We start from the raw sequence: 18,828 nt of genomic DNA on the forward strand, positions 1-18,828 counted from the left end.
TTCGGGCAGGTGACGCCGGTGGAATCGGGACTTGCATTCGGGCGCAACCACACTGGTAAGGTTAGGCAACCCTTACGACCACGCCGGCCTGGACCTCTGCGCGCGGACGAGGGCTGCGGCATCACAGCGGCCGCCGGTCCGTCCCCGACCCCTGCATCACAATCACGAGGAAAACCATGCCCCGCGCATCCACTCTCATTGCTTTCTCGGCCGCCGCCGTGCTCACCCTCGGCCTGGCCGGCTGCACCACCTCCCCCGCCGCTGACACCGCCGCGGCCGCATCCGGTGACTTCACGCCGGTCACCATTGAGCACGCCTTCGGCGAGACCGTGATCGAGGCCAAGCCCGAGCGCGTCGCCACCGTCAACTGGGCCAACCAAGAGGTGCCGCTGGCCCTTGGCGTGGTGCCGGTGGGCATGGCCGCCGCCACCTGGGGCGACGACAACACCGACGGCATGCTGCCCTGGGTGAAGGAGACGCTCGACGAGCTCGGCGGCGAGGCCCCGGTGCTGTTCGACGAGACCGACGGCATCGACTTCGAAGCCGTCGCCGACACCAAGCCCGACGTGATCCTCGCCGCCTATTCCGGCCTCACCGAGGAGGACTACGACACCCTCAGCGCCATCGCGCCGGTCGTGGCCTACCCGGAAACAGCCTGGGGCACCTCCTGGCGCGACATGATCTCGCAGAACGCCGCCGGCATGGGCATGGCCGCCGAGGGCGACGACCTCATCGCCGAGCTCGAAACCGAGATCGCCGCCACCGCCGCGAAGTACCCGTCGCTCGAGGGCAAGACCGCGATGTTCCTCACCCACGTGGACGAGGCCGACCTCAGCGAGGTCAGCTTCTACACTACGCACGACACCCGCACCATGTTCTTCGACGACTTGGGGCTGCTGAGCGCACCGAGCATCATCGAAGCCTCCGACGCCACCGACCTGTACTCCCTCACGGTCAGCGCCGAGCAGTCGGATGCGTTCAGCGACGTGGACATCATCGTCACCTACGGCGGCGCCGACCTGGTCGCCACCCTCGAGGGCGACCCGTTGCTCTCGCAGATCCCCGCGGTGGCCAACAAGTCCATCGTGAACCTCTCCGGCGACGGCCCCATGGGCACCGCTGCGAACCCCACCCCGCTGTCGATCTCCTACATCCTCGACGACTACGCCGCCCTGCTCGCCGCGGCGGCCGACAACGCTCAGTGACTCTTACCACCACTGCTTCATCAGCCGCTTCGAGCGTCGCCGTTGTGCGACGCCCGAAGCGGCTGCGGTCGTTGTGGTTGCTGGCCGCATTCGGCGTGCTGGCCGCTCTGATGCTGGCGTCGGTGATGATCGGCTCCCGCGAGGTGAGCTGGGCCGAGATCGTCGCCGCCCTGGGCGGCTCGGTTGACGGGTTCGGTGAGGCCGCCGTGGCCACCCGCATCCCGCGCACCCTGCTGGCCGTGGTGGCCGGGGCTGCTCTGGGCATGTCGGGCGCCGTGATGCAGGGCGTCACGCGCAACCCGCTGGCCGACCCGGGCGTCCTCGGCGTGAACGTGGGCGCGGCTCTCGCCGTGGTGAGCGGCATGGCCTACTTCGGGCTCACCTCGGCGTCGTCGATGATCTGGGTCGCCATCCTCGGCGCCGGCGTCACCGCCCTATTCGTCTACACGATCGGCTCACTCGGCCGCGGCGGCTCCACCCCGCTCAAACTCGCCCTGGCCGGCGCGGCCACCTCGGCGGCACTGGCCTCGTTCGTCACCGCCGTGGTACTGCCGCGCAATGACATCGCCGGCGGGGTGCGGTCCTGGCAGATCGGCGGCGTGGGCGGCGCCACCATGGAGAACATCTGGGTGGTGGTGCCGTTTCTCGTGCTGGGTTTCCTCGTCTGCTTCCTCTCCGCCCGCTCCCTGAATTCCCTCGCCCTCGGCGACGACCTGGCTGCGGGCCTGGGCGAACGGGTGGCCGTGGCCCGCGCCGCCGCTGCGATCGGCGCCGTCGTGTTGTGCGGCGCGATCACCGCCGTGGCCGGACCGATCGGCTTCGTCGGCCTCGTTGTGCCGCATGCCTGCCGGCTGCTCGTGGGCGTCGACCACCGCTGGCTGCTGCCGTTCGCCGCGGTGCTCGGCGCGGCCCTGCTCACCGGCGCCGACGTGCTCGGCCGCATCATCGCCCGCCCCAGCGAGATCGACGTGGGCATCATCACCGCCCTGATCGGCGCCCCGTTCTTCATCTACATCGTGCGCCGCCGCAAGGTGCGTGAACTGTGAGCGCCACCATTGGTGTGCGGCCGTCTTCGACCGCGGCTGCCGTGGCCCGCAGCCGCGCGCGCCGCGTCAGCCGCCGCCGCACCGTGATCACCGTGCTCGCGCTGCTCATCGTGGCGGGGTATCTCGTGAGCCTCATGGTCGGCCAGACCTTCTACTCCCCCGCCGAGGTGCTCGGCGTGGTGCTCGGCCAGGACGTGCCGGGCGCCGGCTTCACCGTGGGCCGACTGCGGCTGCCGCGGGCGACGTTGGCCGTGCTGGCCGGGCTGTGCTTCGGGCTTGGCGGGGTGACTTTCCAGACCATGCTGCGCAACCCCCTGGCCAGCCCCGACATCATCGGCATCAGCTCCGGCGCCAGCGCCGCCGCCGCATTTGCGATCATCGTGCTGGGCCTGGGCACCACCGCAGTGTCGGTGGTCGCCATCGTCTCCGGCCTGGCGGTGGCGCTGGCCGTTTACGCCCTCGCGTACAAGGGCGGCGTGGCCGGCACGCGGCTGATCCTGATCGGCATCGGCGTGGCCGCGATGCTCGACAGTATGACCGCGTACGTGCTCTCCCAGGCCGCCGAGTGGGACCTGCAGGTGGCCATGCGCTGGCTCACCGGCAGCCTGAACGGCAGCACCTGGGCGCAAACCGTGCCGGTGCTGGTGGCGCTGGTGCTGCTCGCGCCGGTGCTGCTCGGGCAGGGCCGCAACCTGTCGATGAGCCAGCTCGGCGACGACACCGCATCCGCCCTGGGTGTGCGGGTGGAACGCTCCCGGGTGATCATGATCATCGCCGCGGTGGGCCTGATCGCGTTCGCCACCGCGGCGGCCGGGCCGATCGCGTTCGTGGCCTTTTTGGCCGGACCGATCGCGGCGCGCATCGTGGGGCCCGGCGTCTCGCTGCTCGTGCCCGCCGCGCTGGTGGGCGCGCTGCTCGTGCTGGTGGGCGATTTCGCCGGCCAGTACGCGCTCGGCACCCGTCTGCCGGTGGGCGTCATCACCGGCGTGCTCGGCGCGCCGTACCTGATCTACCTCATCATCCGCACCAACCGCGCCGGAGGCTCACTGTGACCCACGCCCATACCCTCGCAGTGCAGAACCTCACCCTCGGCTACGGCGACCGCACCGTGATCGACGGCCTCGACCTGGTGCTGCCGGCCGGCCGCATCACCGCGATCGTGGGCGCGAACGCCTGCGGCAAGTCCACCCTGTTGCGCTCGATGTCGCGGCTGCTCGTGCCGCGGGCCGGCCAGGTGCTGCTCGACGGCAAGCAGGTGCACCGGATGCCCGCCAAGGAGCTGGCCCGCACGCTGGGCCTGCTCCCCCAGTCACCGATCGCGCCCGAGGGCATCACGGTGGCCGACCTGGTCGGCCGCGGCCGCAACCCGCACCAGCGGATGTTCTCCCGCTGGAGCGCTACCGACGACGAAGCCGTCGCAGCGGCGCTGGACGCCACCGACACCGCCTCGTTGGCTGACCGGTCGGTGGATGAGCTCTCGGGCGGGCAGCGGCAACGGGTCTGGATCGCGATGGCCCTGGCCCAGCAGACCGACCTGCTGCTGCTCGACGAGCCGACGACGTTCCTCGACGTGAGCCACCAGGTGGAGGTGCTCGACCTGCTCACCGACCTCAACCGCTCCCGCGGCACCACCATCGTGATGGTCCTGCACGACCTCAACCTCGCCGCCCGCTACGCCGACCACCTGATCGCCCTCGCGGATGGCCGGGTGCGCGCCGTCGGCGACCCGCACGAGGTGCTCACCGAGGACACGGTGCAGGCGGTCTTCGGGCTCTCCAGCCGGGTGCTCCTCGATCCCACGTCCGGCCGCCCGATGATGCTCCCGATCGGGCGGCACAACGTGCGGGTGCCGGTCTAAGGTCTCGTCCGGTTGAGCCCCCGACGCTGGTCCTCCGCCGGTCGCACCCCTCCCGCTGGTCGAGTCCCTCCCGCCGGTTGAGCCTGTCCCGCTGGTCGAGCTTGTCCCGCTGGTCGAGCCCGTCGAGACCCGGTGACCCGCCCTCAGGGACGCACCACGGCCATCCGCCCGAGCCGGTCGATCCCCCTCCGCTGGTCGAGCCCGTCGAGACCCGGTGACCCGCCCTCTCGGACGCACCCCCAGCCATCCGCTCGAGCCGGTCGATCCCCCTCCGCTGGTCGAACCCCCTCCGCTGGTCGAACCCCTTCCGCTGGTCGAACCCCTTCCGCTGGTCGAGCTTGTCAGACCTGGTGACCCGCCCTCAGGGACGCGCCCCCAGCCATCCGCCCGAGCTACGCGGGTCAAACGCCGTTATGCGGGCCACGCGCCAGGGCCGTTTTGAGCTACGCGGGCAAGGCGCCGCTATGCGGGTGGCGCGCCCGGGGCATAGCGGCGCCTACCCCGCAGAACACAAACGGCCCCACTCCAACCAGCATCCGCGCCCCACCGATGCGGCGGCGGCCACGTGCAGACGCAAACGACACCCCGTGGTGGATGCTTGACCCCACGACCGTGGAGCCGACTGCGGGAATCAGCTCGTCGCCTGCACGGATTCTCCATTCCCCGACGCTCAGGGAGAAGTGACCACATCGGGCAGTCGAGGTCAGGGCATTCGTCTGGCTCTCGAACTCTTTAACCTCAGAGCCGCGTTGGTGACCACCCTCGAGAACCAACTCACAGACCAGCGCCACGACCTGTTCACCCGCGCCGGCCTCGGACACCTCGCCGGGAAGATCTACGCGCTCCTACGTCAGATCCCCGCACTCACCGTTGAAAGCGCTGCACGCCTACTAGGGGTCTCGACCAGGCACACCGCCACCATCTTCAGTCGACTGCGCCGCCACAAGCTCATCGTCAAACATGCTGATGGCTGGGCAAGCTCCAAGAGGGACCTCCGGGACCACGCAGCTCGCACCGAAGGCGTAGCCGGCACCCTGGCCGATCGAGCCGAACGATATCGAGCCGAACGCGAAGTGTGGGCATGGTGGCACGCCGAAATTGACCGGATGACCACAGCACCGAGAGCCCGCACACGTCGACTCCACGTCACCAGCCGAACTCTCGAATTCACCGACAGCCGACCAGGTGAGCGCAACTGGCCGCTCTACCCCCGCGACCGCGACGGCCGGGGCGATCACCGTATGGCGCGTTACTGGGCTGTCAACGGAATGCTCGCCCCGGGCTCGCTCTGGTGGTCAAGCGCCGCCTAACGGACTCAGTAGTAGCACCCAGCCGATACTCTGACCGGAGAAGCGTTCTCAGGGGGAAATTTGACGATCACCAGCCGATATACCTACGCCGCAGCGATGCTGCTGGCTCTCACGCTCACTGGATGCAGCGCTTCGGCGAGCTCGACCAACGTGCTCGCCCCATCGGCCCGCAGCGCCTCAGCGGTACCAACACCAACTCCGACCGCTATTCCTGGCGATACTGACGGCGACGGCACTCTTTCCGAATTCGAAAAACAAGTCGCAGCTCAAAATGCACCACGCGATTATGCGCTTCCAGACGGCACCGTTGTGAGCATCGACCCGAAGGTACCGCTTCCCGCCGAAGTCGTCGCCGCGATCCGTGGCCAGTTTGCTGAATACGGAGCATATGCGTTAGCTCTGTCCTCTCATTCCGACGTCTCCGAGCAGCAAGCAAGAAGTGATGTCAGCGCGACGTTCCTCGCGGATCTTGACGCACTAGCTGAGGCCCTTGGTAAGGGAATTGTTCTCACGTATCAAGCGCAATCATCAGTGCCCGGAGGAGGCGAAGAAACCCTTTGGGTTTGTACGGCATCCAAGGGTCAGTATCCGGTCCAGGCCCTCGCGGATGGTGACAAGTTCAATGCTGACGTTCAGGCGTGGGCCGCTAGCCGTGGCTACGAAGTTATCTACATTCAGTAGCCACCTTCGGTGAGGCCGTGCCGGCCCTGGGAGCCGCTGCGCGGCACGTCCTTTTCCTTTTTTCGTCTGTCTGGCCGGTCATCGTAGTTCGCTCCGTGCCTTCGTTCCGGGCTTTCGCGGCATATCCTCGCTGCGCTGCGGTATTCCACGACCCTGCACTACGGCACTCCCGCTCTCAATCGATTTCTCTTGCCAGACAGGCAAAAAAATCAGTTGATGGAGAGAGAACCCAATGACTAACACCACCGTAAATGTCGGCACCATCGAGCACATTGACCCGAACCTGATCGTTGTAGAAGCCAACGTGCGCACCGAAGCTCAGCTGGGCCGCGAGTTCGTGGCCAGCATCAAGGCAAACGGCGTCCTGACGCCGATCCTCGCCCGCCGCGACGACCAGGGCAACATCATCGTGCGAGCCGGTCAGCGCCGCACCCTCGCCGCCCGTGAGGCCGGTTTGGCTACGATTCCGGTTTACGTAGTATCCGCCGACGAAACGACCGTCGAGCGCATCGTGCAGCAGATGGCCGAGAACGATCACCGCGAGGCCGTCACCGACGCCGACCGGGTGGCCGCGTTTCAGCAGTTGGCTTTTGAGGGACTGACCCCCGCCGTGATCGCCAAGCGACTGGGCAGCAAGCCTGCCACAGTCAAGGCCGGAATCGCCGTCGCAGAGAACGCCGTCGCGGCATCCGCCATCGTCAGCCACTCCCTCACTCTCGACCAGGCTGCCGCCTTGATCGAGTTCGAGGGCGACGACGAAACCGTGTCCGTGCTCATCGACATTGCCACCACCAGCCCGGAGCAGTTCGCCCACGCAGCGCAGCGCGCACGCGACGACAAGCGCGTGGCCACGATGAAGGCCGACGCGACCGCCGACCTGATCGCGCGCGGCTTCGAGGTTCTGGACCGCGACCGGGGATCCTACGAAACCGACTACACGAGCATCAGCTACCTGACCACCGCAGACGGCGAGGCAGTCACCGCCGAGCACATCACCGAGAGCGACGGCCGCGCCGCGTACGTGTACGCGTACAGCAGCAGCGACGCCGCCACGGTGCGCTATTACCTGAAAGACCCCAAGGCTGCCGGGTTCCGCAAGTCCAGCGGCAGCGGGGCCACCAGCGGACCGATGACCGACGAGCAGAAGGACGAACGTAAGACCCTGATCGCCAACAACAAGGCGTGGGCCAGCGCCGAGGTCGTGCGCCGCGAATGGCTGGCAGAGTTCCTGAGCCGTAAGACGCTCCCGAAGGATGCCACCCAGGCCATCACCTACGGCCTGACCGTGCACCACGGCATGGTCGGCAAAGCCATCCAGAACGGCAACGTGCTCGCGCACACGCTGCTCGGGATGAAGCGGGCCAACTACTGGGATGCCGACAAGCTCGCTGCACTGGTGGAAAAGACCCCCACCAAGGCGCAGCACGTCAGCCTCGCAATCGTCCTGGCCGGTATCGAGGACAGCACCAGCAAGGAAACGTGGCGCTACCCGAACGCACACAGCGCCCGGTACTTCGTGCAGCTGGCCGCATGGGGCTACGGGCTCAGCGACGTTGAGCAGATCGTGATCGACGCCGTTGCCGAGAACGCCGCGACCAAGGCAGCCGAAGAAGGGGAAAAAACAAAGGAGTAGCCTCAGCCCAAGACCCGGCGCGACAGTCCCCCACTGCCGCGCCGGATCCTTTTCCCGTGATGTCTCGCAGCTAGCTGCAGACTGGATCCTTACAAACAGTGAGCCGCAACGTATTCTCCACAGTCTTGATCTTCTTGTAGTAAGCCAGTGTGCCTTCCCTGTTCATGTTGCTCAAGAGCCCCATGGCGGTGTTACCTCCGTATAAAGGGCCCCCACTATCTCCAAATGTCATGGAGTGGTCCACCTCCACGAGATTGCCAATTGTTGTGGTGACACCGTTTTGAGTCGCAGATTTGATTGAACTGAGAGAACTGACGGTGCCGCTGTGCTCATAGTTGGATGCACGTCCGTATGAGAGCACTCTCTCGTTCAGCCACGGATCGCGTACTTCCTTGACGGGCTTTCCGGCGGTCTCCCTATAGTGAAACCAGGCGTCCATCATTACCGGTGATCGCATGAGCATGGCGTCTCCGGTATAGCTGAGCATTTGGGATTGCATGGTCAGTTGCTGCACTTCCCCTGTTGGGGCGTAGTAGTACCGGAGATTGGTCGGGCAGTGGCCTGTTGCGCGTCTCCACGGGTGACGATGAGGCCGGGGTTGTGCGTCGCGTTGGTTGACGATGGGGTTGTCGACATCGGCGGCGTCATCGTGACGAGCAGCGATGGTCGCGGACGAACGCACGGGCCGGGGTCGTCGCGTTGATCCTGGCGAGGCTGGTCGGCAGTGTGACTGCGAGCGCCGCCTCCTCAACACGAGGTGGCCCCTTCCCGGGTCGGGTGTGGTAGTCAAGAGTTGCTGGCATGACCTGGTGGCAGCAGAACGGAGCTGGACGCGATGATCGTGGTCGCCTCGCCGGTGCAGGCCGAGGCCCTGCTCGACGCGGGGCAGCTGAGTTGTCCCGGCTGCGCCGGGACGTTACGCCCGCACGGATATGGCCGCATCCGCAGGGTGCGCAGCCTCGGCGAGGCACCGGTCACGGTGCGACCTCGCCGGGCCCGCTGCTTCTCGTGCGCGGCCACGCACGTGCTGCTGCCCGCCGGACTGGTTCTGCGCCGGGCGGACACGGCCGAGGTGATCGGCACGGCCCTGGCGGCGCAGGCCCGCGGCGAGGGGCACCGTACGATCGCGGCCCAGCTGGGCCGCCCGGTCTCCACGGTGCGCCGCTGGCTGCGGCGGGCACGGGAACCACACGCCGATTGGTTGCATGAACAGGGCGTGCAGCACGCGTACCGCGCCGATCCTGACATCCTGAACCGTGAGCTGGTCTGGCCGACCACGCTCGGGGACGCACTGAACCTCCTGGCCGGCGCAGCGCTGGCCTGTCAGCGGCGTGGGGACTGCCCGTTGCCGGTGTGGACGCTGATTGGCATGTTCACCCGCGGCCGGCTCCTGCCCCCGCCCCTGCGCACCTGAGAATCCACGCCGGAGCGCTCCCGCGTGCCCGAAAATCGCCGTCATCGTGACGACCGCGACAATTCCCACCGTCACCATCGACGATCACCACGTCACCGTGCCGACCACACCCCCAAAACTCATCGTCAAACTGGATGACGCCTCATCGTCATCCAACGTGACGGACAACACCGCCGAGCAGATCCAGGCCCGCGCAACCCGCCTCGCCCCGCACATCGACGAGAAGCGCGACCAGATCGCCTACTGGGAAGCCGTACGCGCCGCCCAGGTCGAAAGCGGCACGGCCACCGGCTACGACCGCTCCACCGTCAAGAAGGGCGACCGGGTGAAGATTCGCGGGCAGTGGCGCGAAGTCGTGCGCGCCAACCTCAAAACGGTCAGCGTCACAACCGGCTACACGTGGACCGACACCGCCCCGTATGCCGAGGTTCAGCAGCTCGTGCGGCCCGAGTAGTCCCGCCGCAGCGACCGGCCCGCCCAGGGCCGGCCGTGAGGGGGTATCCCCCTCACACTCCCCCACCAGGTAAAGCGGGGCGAGGCGGCACCGACCTCGAGAACGGCCCCGCCGACGGTCCCAGGAAGGCTCGAGCTGCCTGTTCCAAGTCGGCTTACAGGTTAGTTGGGTCGCGGTGGGGAGATAACTATGACGGCTCCATCGCCGCACGATTCAGGAATCGAAACAGGCCCGTCCTCACCTGCGAGAGGGATTCCCCCGCCGAGCGCCATCTCATCCCCAATCTGGTATTTGTCGCCGGCGAAAGTAAGCGTTGTGCCATCCCAGCTGGTGATTGAGTCAGGGAAGACGGGGATAGAGCCGTCCTCAAAACGAACACAGTTGTCTATGACCGTAAGGGTCCCGATTTTTAGGCCGGCCGATGCGATCGAGTCCTCACTAAGGGGGTAAGTGACTAGCCCAGATGATTCAGGTGCGACGGGCTCGGTGGCTGTGCATCCGGCCAACAGCGCCACAGAAACGAAGACCACGCTGATCGGGGGCCAACGCCTTCCTCTATTGACAGCCTGGAGGGTCAATGCAGAGCTGGAGACTGAAGCGAGAAAGGATCGGATTGATAGGTGTGATGTAGTCATAGAAGGCTCCATACGCAGTGATGATGCCCAGAGCAGTGTTGTTGATAAACACAGGTCCGCCGCTATCACCCTTTTCTACAATTGTGTTTGCGATTTCTGCAAGGCCATAGATTTCTATTCCGGAATCGCTGGTGCGATGCGCGGATAGAGCGTGGACAGTACCGCAGTCGTATCCTCCAACACGCCCAAACAGGCAAATCGGGTCGCCCACTTCAAGCGCATCCTTTCCGGTGACAGGCCGGCCGACCCCGAAGTTTGCGTGGAACCACGCATCCATCATCACCGGACTTCTCATCCTCGGAAGCTGAAGAGGAAGTTGCCATTGGGCGAAATCTGCCGGAGGTAATTTGAGCAGTGTCCCGCAGTAATCACACCGAGATCCGGCCCTGTCGCTGAGGTCACGACGAACCCAGAGGTGCACGAGAGTTGTCCGTCTGTGGCGTCAATAGCAGTACCACCCGCCTGCCCATACCCCGCAAGACCGGCCTCGTCGGGTTTCTCGAGAACAGCCCGCACCTCAAATCCCGCTAGGGCATTCTCGCCTATCGCGGCCTTGATCTCGGCGGCAATCGAGTCCGCGTCCACCAGTTCCCCACCACGGTTCTGAGGCTGACCCGCGATCGAAACGTTGAAAGCGCGTTCTTGAATGACTGCACTGGATGAGACAGTGACGCCCTCCCCAGCCAAGGCGACGGCTGCCGCGTGCACCTGGTCGGCGGCAGCGTAGATTTCAACTTCCGATGCGCCATAGTCGTCGACCAAGACATAGGGATAGCCTGCCGCTGCCAGTATCTCAACGGCACCAGCCGGGGGTTTCGCTACGAAGGCAAGAGCCACCCCGGTGTCGGTCACCCATCCCCCTGCAAACTCGGCAGGGAAGGCCTCCCGGACAACAGCGATGCTATCGTCCGCTTCGAGCTTCCAGGCCTGTGTCTTCTCAAAGGCCCCAGTATCTTCATCCTCGGCTGTGGCTGTGGCTGTGGCTGTGGCTGTGGCTCCTTCTGCTCCTGCAGTCCGAGACCCGTTTATGCCATTCGATGAGGCTGCTGGGCCAGTTTGGGCGTCTGCGAGCGTTGGGTGCGCAATCTGTAGTCCCAAGAGCGCCGGCGCTAACGCGAGTATCAATCCGACTCGAACGACAGCTCTTGACATGCGACCTCCATCAACAATGAGAAGTGCGGGCGATGTGAGCATATCTGTTTTGGACAGCTGACCGGTGGATTAGTGAGGATTGAGCGCGGTCAGAGGCGAATCCAACTGTCAAGAGTAATTAGGGTGCCCGGGTGAAGATCCGCGGCCAGTGGCGCGACGTCGTGCGCACCTGGACCGACACCGCCCCATACGCCGAGATTCAGCAGCTCATGCGGCCCGAGTAATCCCGCCCCAGCGGCCGGCCCACCCAGGGCCGGCCGTGAGGGGAATCCCCCTCACACTCCCCCACCAGCTGCAGCCGGCCCCGCCCGGCACCCACCCTCGAGAACGGTCCCGACACAGGGACCACAGGAGATCCGGCCATGATCATCACCTACCAACGCCCCACCACGCTCGAGGCGCACCAACTCGACCAGGACGCCCCCGCCGCCGACCTCAGCCCCACCGGGGCCACGTGCGGAACAACGACCGTTGACGTACTCGGGATCCAGTGGAACTGCAGCAGAGCACCCCACCCCGGCCAGGACGAACACCGCGCCACCATCACGCCCGCAGGCGACGGCCCGACCGGCGCCGTTGCCATCGCGTGGACGTACCAATACACCACCGACGCCCAGCGCGGCGACGTCGACCAGGCTGCCCCCACCCAGAGCATCACCGTCACCCTGTCGTTTCCCGACCGAGCTGCACACGGCATCAACGCGGCCGCGCTGATCCGCAGCATGATCGACGCCGGAGTAGGCCACTTCTGGGAGGGCGACCAGGACGACGTAACTGCCAGCTCAACGGCCACGCCCTAACCGCAGGGCCGACCCTCATGAGCTCGTCCGTGAGGGGGACGAAACCCCCTCACACTCCCCCCCACCCATCAAATCCGGCCTCCGGCCACCCGTTACACGGACCCGGTCACGCCCCGCCCGATCATGCCACATCTTTTCTTCGCCCGGCAACCGGTCATCGTAGTGTGCTTCGCGCCTACCACCGGGGGCTGCTGGTCGAGCCGTCCGAGAGACCTATTGCAGTTGATTCTGCCGAATTCCGACGTGGAGTCATAGGGTGGGCGGGTGAGCGATGATTCGCGGGTCGTTGATCCGGTTACCCAGATCGAGCTAGTAGTCCCTGTCTATGGCACGCCGGAACGAACGATTCGCCGGGCCGCGTTGGCGAGGAAGGGCCTTATCAGGACAGTTCGTTTTTATCCTGACTGGCCACATCCTTGGCCGTTTTGGGGCGAGGAAGGTGCTGTTTCGGCAGAAGACCTTGGTTTGAGTGAGAGCCTTCAAGGGGATCTACGTCGCTGGTTCGACGAGTGGAATGCGACATTTCGGTATGACACGGGTTGGCCAACCGCCGCTACAGGTGAAGCCTGGATGAGCGTCGGTGACGATCTCGTCATTCGTGTGCAGCAAGAGGTCTGGGATTTCGCCGACGTTCGAGCCGAACATCGAGGGCTCCAGACATAGCTTGCCGAATCGACAGAGCCGGAAATCTCTTCTCCCCTGCAGTCTCTGAGAGGCGCCTTGGAGTGGCGGCTCCCAGAGACTTAGTATGGAATGCTCAGCAGGACGCGGACGTAGACGGGTATGAATTTATTAGTCGGTCACTGTCCGTTGCCCACGAGGCCATAACCTGGAAAACGTACTGGACCTCGCCGGTTTGGCTGTTTATGAAGTAAGCGTCCGCGAGACCGCATTTCTTGTTGCTTATAGCGTTTTCAAACGTTCGTTCGGGCCAAGTAATAGCGACGCCAGCGGTAGCGGCCATAAGGTCATCCCACGATTCGATTCCCTGAGATTGAGAGATCCACCCTGTGGCTCTTGCCTCATTTAGCGTCTTCTGCCACAGGGCCTCTTTACCTGCACGAATGTGCTTGTATCCCCAAGTGTCATTGCCGCACTTGAGGCGTACATCATGTACTGCTCCGTCCCAGTATTGAACGTATTCCGCGAACATGTCCTCTTCGTTATTCAGGCTGTAACAGCCGAACCATTGATCCCAAGAAATCGATGAGGGCGCAACCTCCCCTGGAGAAGATTCGGTAGCGCCATGGAGATCTAACGTTCGTTCGTCGATGAAACTCTGATCGAGTGCGACTAACTGGCCGTCCACTTTGATGTAGATGAGAATTTCGCCTTCACTTTGCGTTTCCGCCAACGCGGGTGACGCTGTCAAGCCGAGACTAAAGACGATGGCGATGATCGAGCCAGAAATGATTGACTTCCGAATTTTGCGCACATTTACCCCCCGTAATGTCGGCTTCACCAATGAGCCGGTATGAGAGTGTCCCGTACATCGTCGTCGGAATGCTAGTAGTGCAGTTCGTTTGGAGGCGAAATAGCTCTGGCGCGGCCACCCACACCACAGATGCCCGTTACAACCCGGTCACCGTGGCCAACCGCATCGAAACGTTGGGCGCTGAGCTCCGCAAGCTCGAACGCCGCATAACCGCGCAGTGCTATGACGACACACGCGGCTACATCGACGCCACCGCCGAGCAGATCCAGGCCCGCGCAACACGCCTCGCCCCGCATATCGACGAGAAGCGCGACCAGATCGCCTATTGGGAAGCCGTCCGCGCCGCCCAGGTCGACAGCGGCAAAGCCACCGGCTACACCTGGACCGACACCGTCCCCTACGCCGAGATTCAGCAGCTCGTGCGGCCCGAGTAGTCCCGCCGCAGCGGCCGGCCCACCCAGGGCCGGCCGTGAGGGCCCCCCTCACACTCCCCCACCAGACGCGGCGGGCATAAGAGTGCCTAGATCTCGATCAATCGAAGACCTCGCCGGTGTCGTCGCGCATCTTGGCGCCGAGGAGGAGGATGGAGAGCCGGGCCGCCTCGTGCGCCTCGGGGGAGCGCGGGTCGTGCGAGATGAACCGCTGGCCGTCGCCTTCCAGGTGGAAGCCGGTGGCCTCCCCGGCCTCGTTCAACTCGAGCGCGAGCTCGAAGCCGAACGGGTGGAGGGCCATCTTATTCAGGTGGTCGAGCAGGCCCGAGTCAATGAGGTGCTCGAACGGCTGCGCGTCATCCGACCAGCGGATGTGCGCGATTACCTGCTTGGGCGTCATTTTCTCAGCCATGGGGCCACCCTAGTGGCCTGCCGGAATTGACGGCGAGGGGGACGAAACCCCCTCACACTCCCCCAGGGTGAAGCCGGCACGGAGGCCGGATCCACGCGGAGCCGGCTGCGCCGGCCTGACCCTGACAGAACTTTTCTTCCCTTGGTGGCCGGTCATCGTAGTTCGCTCCGTGCCTTCGTCACCCACAATCTGGCACGCGGTCGCAAGCTCCCTTATTTCGCACCAGATTGCGTGCACTACGGCACTCCCGCTCTCAATCGATTTCTCTTGCCACCAAGGGCAGAAAAACGGTGGACGACTACACAACCACTGCCCACGAGAGCCCGGGACCCCGCGTATCTCACCATCCTTGGAGAGGGAAACACCATGACCACCAGCACCATCCGCAGCGTCAAGATCAACCCGACCGAAACCATCACCACGCTCGACCTGGACAGCGCGAAGGGTGGCAACGACATAGCGGCAGCCATCGACTGCCGCATGTTCGCCGTCGTCGACCTGGCCGACAGCATCGACCTATTCGTCGACGATGAAGGACTCATCAACGGGTCGACCCTGAACCTGCCCGCAACCGTGCTGGCCCACCTGCTCGGCAACCCGACCGTGATCTTTGGAACCGCCATCGCAGTCGGCACCAACCCCGAAGGCCAAACCATCGGGCTGAGCGATAGCCAGTTCGCGCGGGTCCAGAAGGCTTTCGCCCAGAAGCCCGACCCGGGAACTGTCGACACGCTCATTGAGACGAGACCTGTGGGCCGCCGTGCTTGCATAGGCAGGTATCTGCCTGCATGATGGTACCCATGACCGACGAGGCGCTGGGTCCGGTGTTCAAGGCGTTGGCCGACCCGACCAGGCGCGCCCTTCTCGATCGTCTCCGGCACCGGAACGGGCAGACCCTCACTGAGCTCTGCGAAACTCTCGAGATGGCCCGACAGTCGGCAACCCAGCATCTCGACATCCTCGCCGAAGCAAACCTCGTCTCCGTGGTGCGGCGAGGCCGGGAGCGCTTGCACTACCTCAATCCCGCGCCGATCCACGAGATGGGCGAGCGCTGGATCGCGGCGTACGACGCACCGCGACTGGCCACGATCAGCGCCATCAAAAACCGAGCAGAGGAGTATGCAATGACCGACGCCGAGACATCCGTACCCACGTACGTCTACGTCACCTACATCCGGGCGAGAAGCGAGGACGTCTGGCAGGCACTGACCGATGCCGACCTGACCGCGCGCTACTGGGGACACGCCAACGTGTCCGACTGGCTGCCCGGCTCGCCCTGGGAACATCGACGGGTGGACGGTTCCGACGCAATCGACGTGACCGGCACGGTACTCGAGGCCGAGCCACCCACCCGGCTTGTGATCACGTTCGAAGATTCCGAAGACCAGCGGACGAACGGACCGTCCGTGGTCACCTTCCTCGTCGAACCCCATGAGGACATCGTCCGGCTGACCGTGACCCACGCGAACCTCCCGAACACCCACATGCTGAACGGGATCTCGCGCGGCTGGCCTGCGGTGCTCGCCAATCTCAAGTCCCTGCTGGAAACCGGCGACGTCCTGCCAACAGCGCCCTGGAACATGCCACAGGGGTCGCGCGCATGAGTACCGAGCTGTTTGGCCGGGCCACCGACTACGCCCAGGGCGTCCTGTCCGAGCTGACCCACGATGATCTCCGACGACCGACTCCGTGTGAGGGCTGGGATGCCGGAAGGGTCATCCTGCACCTCGCCGACGTCATCGACGCTCTCATCGGTCTGCTCGAGACGGGGCGGCTCGCCGTTCCACAGCCGCCACGAACCAACGATCTCGACCCCGTGGCGCTGGTGACGGAACGGTTGGCACAGCTGACGCACGCGTTCTCCATCGCGGCCGACGCGACGAGGGTCGAGAACGCAACGATAGCCGGCGCGGTCGAGTTGACCACGCACTGCTGGGATATCGGTCTGGCCCGCCACCCGGCGCACCGCATCCCGGAGTCGCTGGCCGCAGACGTGCTCGCGCTGGTCTCACCCGCCCTCGACGCCAGTGCGCGGGGGGAGAACTTCGCCGCACCGATCGACATCCCCGGCAACTCCTCCGCAAACGATCGCCTAGTCGCCTTTCTCGGCCGGGTGCCGAGGCACTGACGGTCCCGCGTGTGGGTCGGTGGCTGATGCCAGACTGACTGCATGAGCGCGGATGTTGAACGGCCGTGGGATGGCCAGGCGAACGACTTCGATGACGAAGCCGATCACGGCCTTCAAGATCCCCGGGTACGTGCTGCCTGGCAGTCGCTTCTGGCGCCGCTTCTTCCGGAACGGCCCGCGCGCATCGCCGATCTCGGCTGCGGAACGGGAAGCCTGGCTTTCTTCTCGCCGAAGCGGGAAACCAGGTATCCGTCGTCGATATTTCCGGCGAGATGATTCGGTTGGCGCGAGCGAAAGCACAGGCAGCGGGTGTGAGCGTCGCCCTCGAGCGGGGTGATGCGGCGACCCCGTCGCTTGCGGCGGCATCCTTCGACGTCGTTCTGGCTCGACACGTGTTGTGGGCATTCGAGGATCCAGACGCCGCGTTGCAACGCTGGGTGGAATTGCTCGCCCCGAAGGGTCGTTTGATCCTCATTGAAGGCCGATGGTCGACCGGCGCAGGGTTGAGGGCACGCGATTGCCGCTCCCTGGTGCTGCGCCACCGAGCCAAGGCAGAGTTGCAGCATCTGAGTGAGAACACCCAGCCGTGGGGCATGACAGTAGACGATGACCGCTATCTCATCCTCAGTCTCAGCTGACAGTCCACCACCGGCGAGCCGATCGTGGGCCTCGACGTTCCGCCGAGCGTTCCATTGATGACGCTGCCGACTGACGCCCAAACCGTCCGTCTGCGGACTAATCAGGCGTTGGTCCTGAAGCGCGTCGGATGGGCGCGAACCCGTCGGTCTTCTCGGTGTCGTGGAAGTCGCGGATCAGATGCGCGAGCAGAGCCGGTTTCTCAACGAGGACTCCGTGGGTGGCACGAGGTACCACCGCAAGCTCCCCGTCCGGAAGCGCACGAAACATTGCGAGCGCATGTTCGAACCGCACCTCGTCATCGTCTCCCAGTACCACGAGTGTCGGTACGGTGAGGGTCGCGAGGTCATCTGCGGTCAGCGATGGCGACACCGCATGAAGCTCGTCGAGCTTCGCGACGACAACAGGCCAATGCTCCCTCCCATCCGGGGATACCTCTCCGTAGGAATCGCCCATGAAATCTGGCGCCTCACCATCGAGCACTCCCGGCAACCAACCGTCGCGATGAAAAACGGCGGCAGCGAACACCAGGCTCCGCACCAGATCCGGCCGGGCCAGCGCAACATGCAGTGCAACAATCGCGCCGTCGCTATAGCCGAGGAGATGCACCGGCGTCTCAACGGACCGCTCCAGGAACGCGACCGTGTCGTCCGCCATAGCCTGGAAACTCAGTGGCCCGGCAGCATCCCTTGTGCGCCCATGAGCGCGTTGATCCGGCGTGAAGCACGCGTACGTGCCGTCGAGCTCGGCAACCAGCGGGTCCAGAGCGCGAGAATCAACACCTCCCGGATGCAGGAGCACAAACGCTTCACCCCGTCCTCGCCTCGAAAACCACAGTTCGGGAGGTTGCTCTTCGCCGGGGACCATATCGACACTGTATTGAATCCGAGCTGCATTTCGACGGGAAAGTGCCCCGTTCTCGGCGGATGCCATGACGCTCGCCTGCCTGCGGAGTTGCCGCCCAGATCCTTGCATTGAACCCAGGGGTCGCTATCTGTGTCCTGGATTACGAGGCCAGCGACACGAGAATTGCGAAGCCGAGACCCGCGAAAGCCACTCCCAACACGAGGGCGACAACCGCCCGGACTCCACGCTTGGGCGACCAGGGCACGAGGAAAATAGGGAGTCCGATTAAAAACGGAATTGGGGCAAGGTTACCGATCGTGCCGCCGATATCCCGACTGATTCCGAATCCGCCACCGGTACATCCGTTGATGCCGCAGAAGTCCCACAGTGCGCTGATCAGCAGGACCGAACTCACAACAACTGGAATCGGAAGAGCCCAGAGCAGGTGGGGCCAGGTGCGCTCTTTGGGTACAGGTTCGGACACCTAGATCCGTTCCTTTCATCAGAGCCTTTATGGCGATACCACCAGCCCTAGTGTGACTACGGCAGCTGGCCACACGCTACGGTCCTGTTGCACCTAACGTCAGCCCCAGAATGGGGGGCGACCAAGTCCTTGGAAACCACGGACCGTGACCTCGCGCAGACATAGTGGGCTCCCGGCCGCGCCCGTTCTCGGCAGGATGCCGCGATAGACGGCTCACGAGACTTCGGGGTCTACGACACTGCCTCAAGCAGGCAAGTCGCAGATGCGC

The 18,828-nt window shown here is 64.8% G+C and carries 24 protein-coding genes; 17 read left to right on the forward strand and 7 right to left on the reverse strand.

All coding sequences use genetic code 11. From position 1 onward, the window contains the following. Window positions 1-176: 176 nt before the first annotated feature. The 7 genes from BJQ95_RS13900 (at window position 177) to BJQ95_RS13930 (ending at window position 7,733) form a co-directional block, all read left to right on the forward strand. Window positions 177-1,205 (forward strand): iron-siderophore ABC transporter substrate-binding protein, encoded by a 1,029-nt coding sequence (locus BJQ95_RS13900; RefSeq protein ID WP_130178299.1) that lies wholly within the window; start codon window positions 177-179, stop codon window positions 1,203-1,205. 44 nt (window positions 1,206-1,249) lie between these two features. After that, on the forward strand, window positions 1,250-2,251 hold the full coding sequence (locus tag BJQ95_RS13905) for an iron ABC transporter permease (RefSeq protein ID WP_240694816.1): 1,002 nt from the start codon (window positions 1,250-1,252) through the stop codon (window positions 2,249-2,251). After that, window positions 2,248-3,303 (forward strand): iron chelate uptake ABC transporter family permease subunit, encoded by a 1,056-nt coding sequence (locus BJQ95_RS13910; RefSeq protein WP_130178298.1) that lies wholly within the window; start codon window positions 2,248-2,250, stop codon window positions 3,301-3,303. Before BJQ95_RS13905 ends, BJQ95_RS13910 begins: the two co-directional genes overlap by 4 nt. Beyond that, window positions 3,300-4,109, forward strand: a complete 810-nt coding sequence (locus BJQ95_RS13915; RefSeq protein ID WP_130178297.1) for an ABC transporter ATP-binding protein — start codon at window positions 3,300-3,302, stop codon at window positions 4,107-4,109. The genes BJQ95_RS13910 and BJQ95_RS13915 overlap by 4 nt, the downstream gene beginning before the upstream one ends. Window positions 4,110-4,861: 752 nt before the next feature. After that, window positions 4,862-5,419, forward strand: coding sequence for a hypothetical protein (locus BJQ95_RS13920; RefSeq protein WP_130176900.1), 558 nt, complete (start codon window positions 4,862-4,864; stop codon window positions 5,417-5,419). 60 nt (window positions 5,420-5,479) lie between these two features. After that, on the forward strand, window positions 5,480-6,100 hold the full coding sequence (locus BJQ95_RS13925) for a hypothetical protein (protein ID WP_130176901.1): 621 nt from the start codon (window positions 5,480-5,482) through the stop codon (window positions 6,098-6,100). A 232-nt stretch (window positions 6,101-6,332) separates the two neighbouring features. Beyond that, on the forward strand, window positions 6,333-7,733 hold the full coding sequence (locus BJQ95_RS13930) for a ParB/RepB/Spo0J family partition protein (RefSeq protein WP_130176902.1): 1,401 nt from the start codon (window positions 6,333-6,335) through the stop codon (window positions 7,731-7,733). A gap of 70 nt (window positions 7,734-7,803) precedes the next feature. On the opposite strand, the gene BJQ95_RS13935 is transcribed toward BJQ95_RS13930, so the two are convergent. Beyond that, complete coding sequence (locus BJQ95_RS13935; protein ID WP_130176903.1) at window positions 7,804-8,220, reverse strand: hypothetical protein; 417 nt, start codon at window positions 8,218-8,220, stop codon at window positions 7,804-7,806. A 348-nt stretch (window positions 8,221-8,568) separates the two neighbouring features. On the opposite strand from BJQ95_RS13935, the gene BJQ95_RS13940 reads away from it, so the two are divergent. Both BJQ95_RS13940 and BJQ95_RS13945 read left to right on the forward strand, forming a co-directional pair. Continuing rightward, complete coding sequence (locus BJQ95_RS13940; protein ID WP_256041389.1) at window positions 8,569-9,147, forward strand: DUF6431 domain-containing protein; 579 nt, start codon at window positions 8,569-8,571, stop codon at window positions 9,145-9,147. A 46-nt stretch (window positions 9,148-9,193) separates the two neighbouring features. Next, window positions 9,194-9,601: a hypothetical protein gene (locus BJQ95_RS13945; RefSeq protein WP_130179237.1), complete on the forward strand. Its 408-nt coding sequence runs from the start codon at window positions 9,194-9,196 to the stop codon at window positions 9,599-9,601. Between the two features lie 555 nt (window positions 9,602-10,156). On the opposite strand, the gene BJQ95_RS13950 is transcribed toward BJQ95_RS13945, so the two are convergent. Further along, window positions 10,157-10,531 carry a hypothetical protein gene (locus BJQ95_RS13950; RefSeq protein ID WP_130179238.1) on the reverse strand — a complete coding sequence of 125 codons (375 nt, stop codon included), beginning with the start codon at window positions 10,529-10,531 and terminating at the stop codon, window positions 10,157-10,159. Next, a complete protein-coding gene (locus BJQ95_RS13955) occupies window positions 10,528-11,388 on the reverse strand; it encodes a hypothetical protein (RefSeq protein WP_130179239.1) in 861 nt (286 codons plus the stop codon). Before BJQ95_RS13955 ends, BJQ95_RS13950 begins: the two co-directional genes overlap by 4 nt. 362 nt (window positions 11,389-11,750) lie before the next feature. On the opposite strand from BJQ95_RS13955, the gene BJQ95_RS13960 reads away from it, so the two are divergent. Beyond that, window positions 11,751-12,188, forward strand: coding sequence for a hypothetical protein (locus BJQ95_RS13960; RefSeq protein WP_256041390.1), 438 nt, complete (start codon window positions 11,751-11,753; stop codon window positions 12,186-12,188). Between the two features lie 264 nt (window positions 12,189-12,452). Continuing rightward, window positions 12,453-12,851 (forward strand): hypothetical protein, encoded by a 399-nt coding sequence (locus BJQ95_RS13965; RefSeq protein ID WP_130177107.1) that lies wholly within the window; start codon window positions 12,453-12,455, stop codon window positions 12,849-12,851. Window positions 12,852-12,945: 94 nt separating this feature from the next. Here the strand turns inward: BJQ95_RS13965 and BJQ95_RS13970 are convergent, their stop codons facing one another. Continuing rightward, window positions 12,946-13,653: a hypothetical protein gene (locus tag BJQ95_RS13970; RefSeq protein ID WP_130177106.1), complete on the reverse strand. Its 708-nt coding sequence runs from the start codon at window positions 13,651-13,653 to the stop codon at window positions 12,946-12,948. Here BJQ95_RS13970 and BJQ95_RS13975 point away from each other — a divergent pair. Continuing rightward, window positions 13,653-14,057, forward strand: a complete 405-nt coding sequence (locus BJQ95_RS13975; RefSeq protein ID WP_130177105.1) for a hypothetical protein — start codon at window positions 13,653-13,655, stop codon at window positions 14,055-14,057. The genes BJQ95_RS13970 and BJQ95_RS13975 overlap by 1 nt on opposite strands. A gap of 97 nt (window positions 14,058-14,154) precedes the next feature. Here BJQ95_RS13975 and BJQ95_RS13980 read toward each other — a convergent pair whose 3' ends face one another. Then, a complete protein-coding gene (locus BJQ95_RS13980) occupies window positions 14,155-14,466 on the reverse strand; it encodes a hypothetical protein (RefSeq protein WP_130177104.1) in 312 nt (103 codons plus the stop codon). Between the two features lie 366 nt (window positions 14,467-14,832). Here BJQ95_RS13980 and BJQ95_RS13985 point away from each other — a divergent pair, with 366 nt between their 5' ends. The 5 genes from BJQ95_RS13985 to BJQ95_RS14005 are packed head-to-tail and all read left to right on the forward strand — an operon-like array spanning window position 14,833 to window position 17,232. Next, window positions 14,833-15,258, forward strand: a complete 426-nt coding sequence (locus tag BJQ95_RS13985; protein WP_130177103.1) for a DUF3846 domain-containing protein — start codon at window positions 14,833-14,835, stop codon at window positions 15,256-15,258. 8 nt (window positions 15,259-15,266) lie between these two features. Further along, window positions 15,267-16,070, forward strand: a complete 804-nt coding sequence (locus tag BJQ95_RS13990; protein WP_205750078.1) for a metalloregulator ArsR/SmtB family transcription factor — start codon at window positions 15,267-15,269, stop codon at window positions 16,068-16,070. Further along, complete coding sequence (locus BJQ95_RS13995) at window positions 16,067-16,594, forward strand: maleylpyruvate isomerase family mycothiol-dependent enzyme (RefSeq protein WP_130177102.1); 528 nt, start codon at window positions 16,067-16,069, stop codon at window positions 16,592-16,594. Before BJQ95_RS13990 ends, BJQ95_RS13995 begins: the two co-directional genes overlap by 4 nt. Before the next feature lie 42 nt (window positions 16,595-16,636). After that, window positions 16,637-16,870 carry a class I SAM-dependent methyltransferase gene (locus BJQ95_RS14000; RefSeq protein WP_240694671.1) on the forward strand — a complete coding sequence of 78 codons (234 nt, stop codon included), beginning with the start codon at window positions 16,637-16,639 and terminating at the stop codon, window positions 16,868-16,870. After that, on the forward strand, window positions 16,855-17,232 hold the full coding sequence (locus BJQ95_RS14005) for a class I SAM-dependent methyltransferase (protein ID WP_240694672.1): 378 nt from the start codon (window positions 16,855-16,857) through the stop codon (window positions 17,230-17,232). The genes BJQ95_RS14000 and BJQ95_RS14005 overlap by 16 nt, the downstream gene beginning before the upstream one ends. Before the next feature lie 97 nt (window positions 17,233-17,329). Here the strand turns inward: BJQ95_RS14005 and BJQ95_RS14010 are convergent, their stop codons facing one another. Together BJQ95_RS14010 and BJQ95_RS14015 are read right to left on the reverse strand one after the other, a co-directional pair. Continuing rightward, window positions 17,330-18,163, reverse strand: a complete 834-nt coding sequence (locus BJQ95_RS14010) for an alpha/beta fold hydrolase (protein WP_240694670.1) — start codon at window positions 18,161-18,163, stop codon at window positions 17,330-17,332. Window positions 18,164-18,236: 73 nt separating this feature from the next. Then, entirely contained in the window at window positions 18,237-18,560 is a 324-nt protein-coding gene (locus tag BJQ95_RS14015; RefSeq protein ID WP_130177100.1) for a hypothetical protein, read from the reverse strand. Window positions 18,561-18,828: the final 268 nt, after the last annotated feature.

This window comes from Cryobacterium sp. SO1, assembly GCF_004210215.2.
GTDB lineage: Bacteria > Actinomycetota > Actinomycetes > Actinomycetales > Microbacteriaceae > Cryobacterium.

Excerpts from the sequence above, each read along its gene's own strand:
- BJQ95_RS13980 (WP_130177104.1), bottom strand. The coding sequence starts at position 14,466 with ATGGCTGAGAAAATGACGCCCAAGCAGGTAATCGCGCACATCCGCTGG.
- BJQ95_RS14010 (WP_240694670.1), bottom strand. The coding sequence starts at position 18,163 with ATGGCATCCGCCGAGAACGGGGCACTTTCCCGTCGAAATGCAGCTCGG.
- BJQ95_RS13950 (WP_130179238.1), bottom strand. The coding sequence starts at position 10,531 with ATGAGAAGTCCGGTGATGATGGATGCGTGGTTCCACGCAAACTTCGGG.
- BJQ95_RS13995 (WP_130177102.1), top strand. The coding sequence starts at position 16,067 with ATGAGTACCGAGCTGTTTGGCCGGGCCACCGACTACGCCCAGGGCGTC.
- BJQ95_RS13900 (WP_130178299.1), top strand. The coding sequence starts at position 177 with ATGCCCCGCGCATCCACTCTCATTGCTTTCTCGGCCGCCGCCGTGCTC.
- BJQ95_RS13990 (WP_205750078.1), top strand. The coding sequence starts at position 15,267 with ATGACCGACGAGGCGCTGGGTCCGGTGTTCAAGGCGTTGGCCGACCCG.
- BJQ95_RS13940 (WP_256041389.1), top strand. The coding sequence starts at position 8,569 with ATGATCGTGGTCGCCTCGCCGGTGCAGGCCGAGGCCCTGCTCGACGCG.
- BJQ95_RS13975 (WP_130177105.1), top strand. The coding sequence starts at position 13,653 with ATGAGCCGGTATGAGAGTGTCCCGTACATCGTCGTCGGAATGCTAGTA.
- BJQ95_RS13985 (WP_130177103.1), top strand. The coding sequence starts at position 14,833 with ATGACCACCAGCACCATCCGCAGCGTCAAGATCAACCCGACCGAAACC.
- BJQ95_RS13930 (WP_130176902.1), top strand. The coding sequence starts at position 6,333 with ATGACTAACACCACCGTAAATGTCGGCACCATCGAGCACATTGACCCG.
- BJQ95_RS14000 (WP_240694671.1), top strand. The coding sequence starts at position 16,637 with ATGAGCGCGGATGTTGAACGGCCGTGGGATGGCCAGGCGAACGACTTC.
- BJQ95_RS13960 (WP_256041390.1), top strand. The coding sequence starts at position 11,751 with ATGATCATCACCTACCAACGCCCCACCACGCTCGAGGCGCACCAACTC.
- BJQ95_RS13935 (WP_130176903.1), bottom strand. The coding sequence starts at position 8,220 with ATGCTCAGCTATACCGGAGACGCCATGCTCATGCGATCACCGGTAATG.
- BJQ95_RS13955 (WP_130179239.1), bottom strand. The coding sequence starts at position 11,388 with ATGTCAAGAGCTGTCGTTCGAGTCGGATTGATACTCGCGTTAGCGCCG.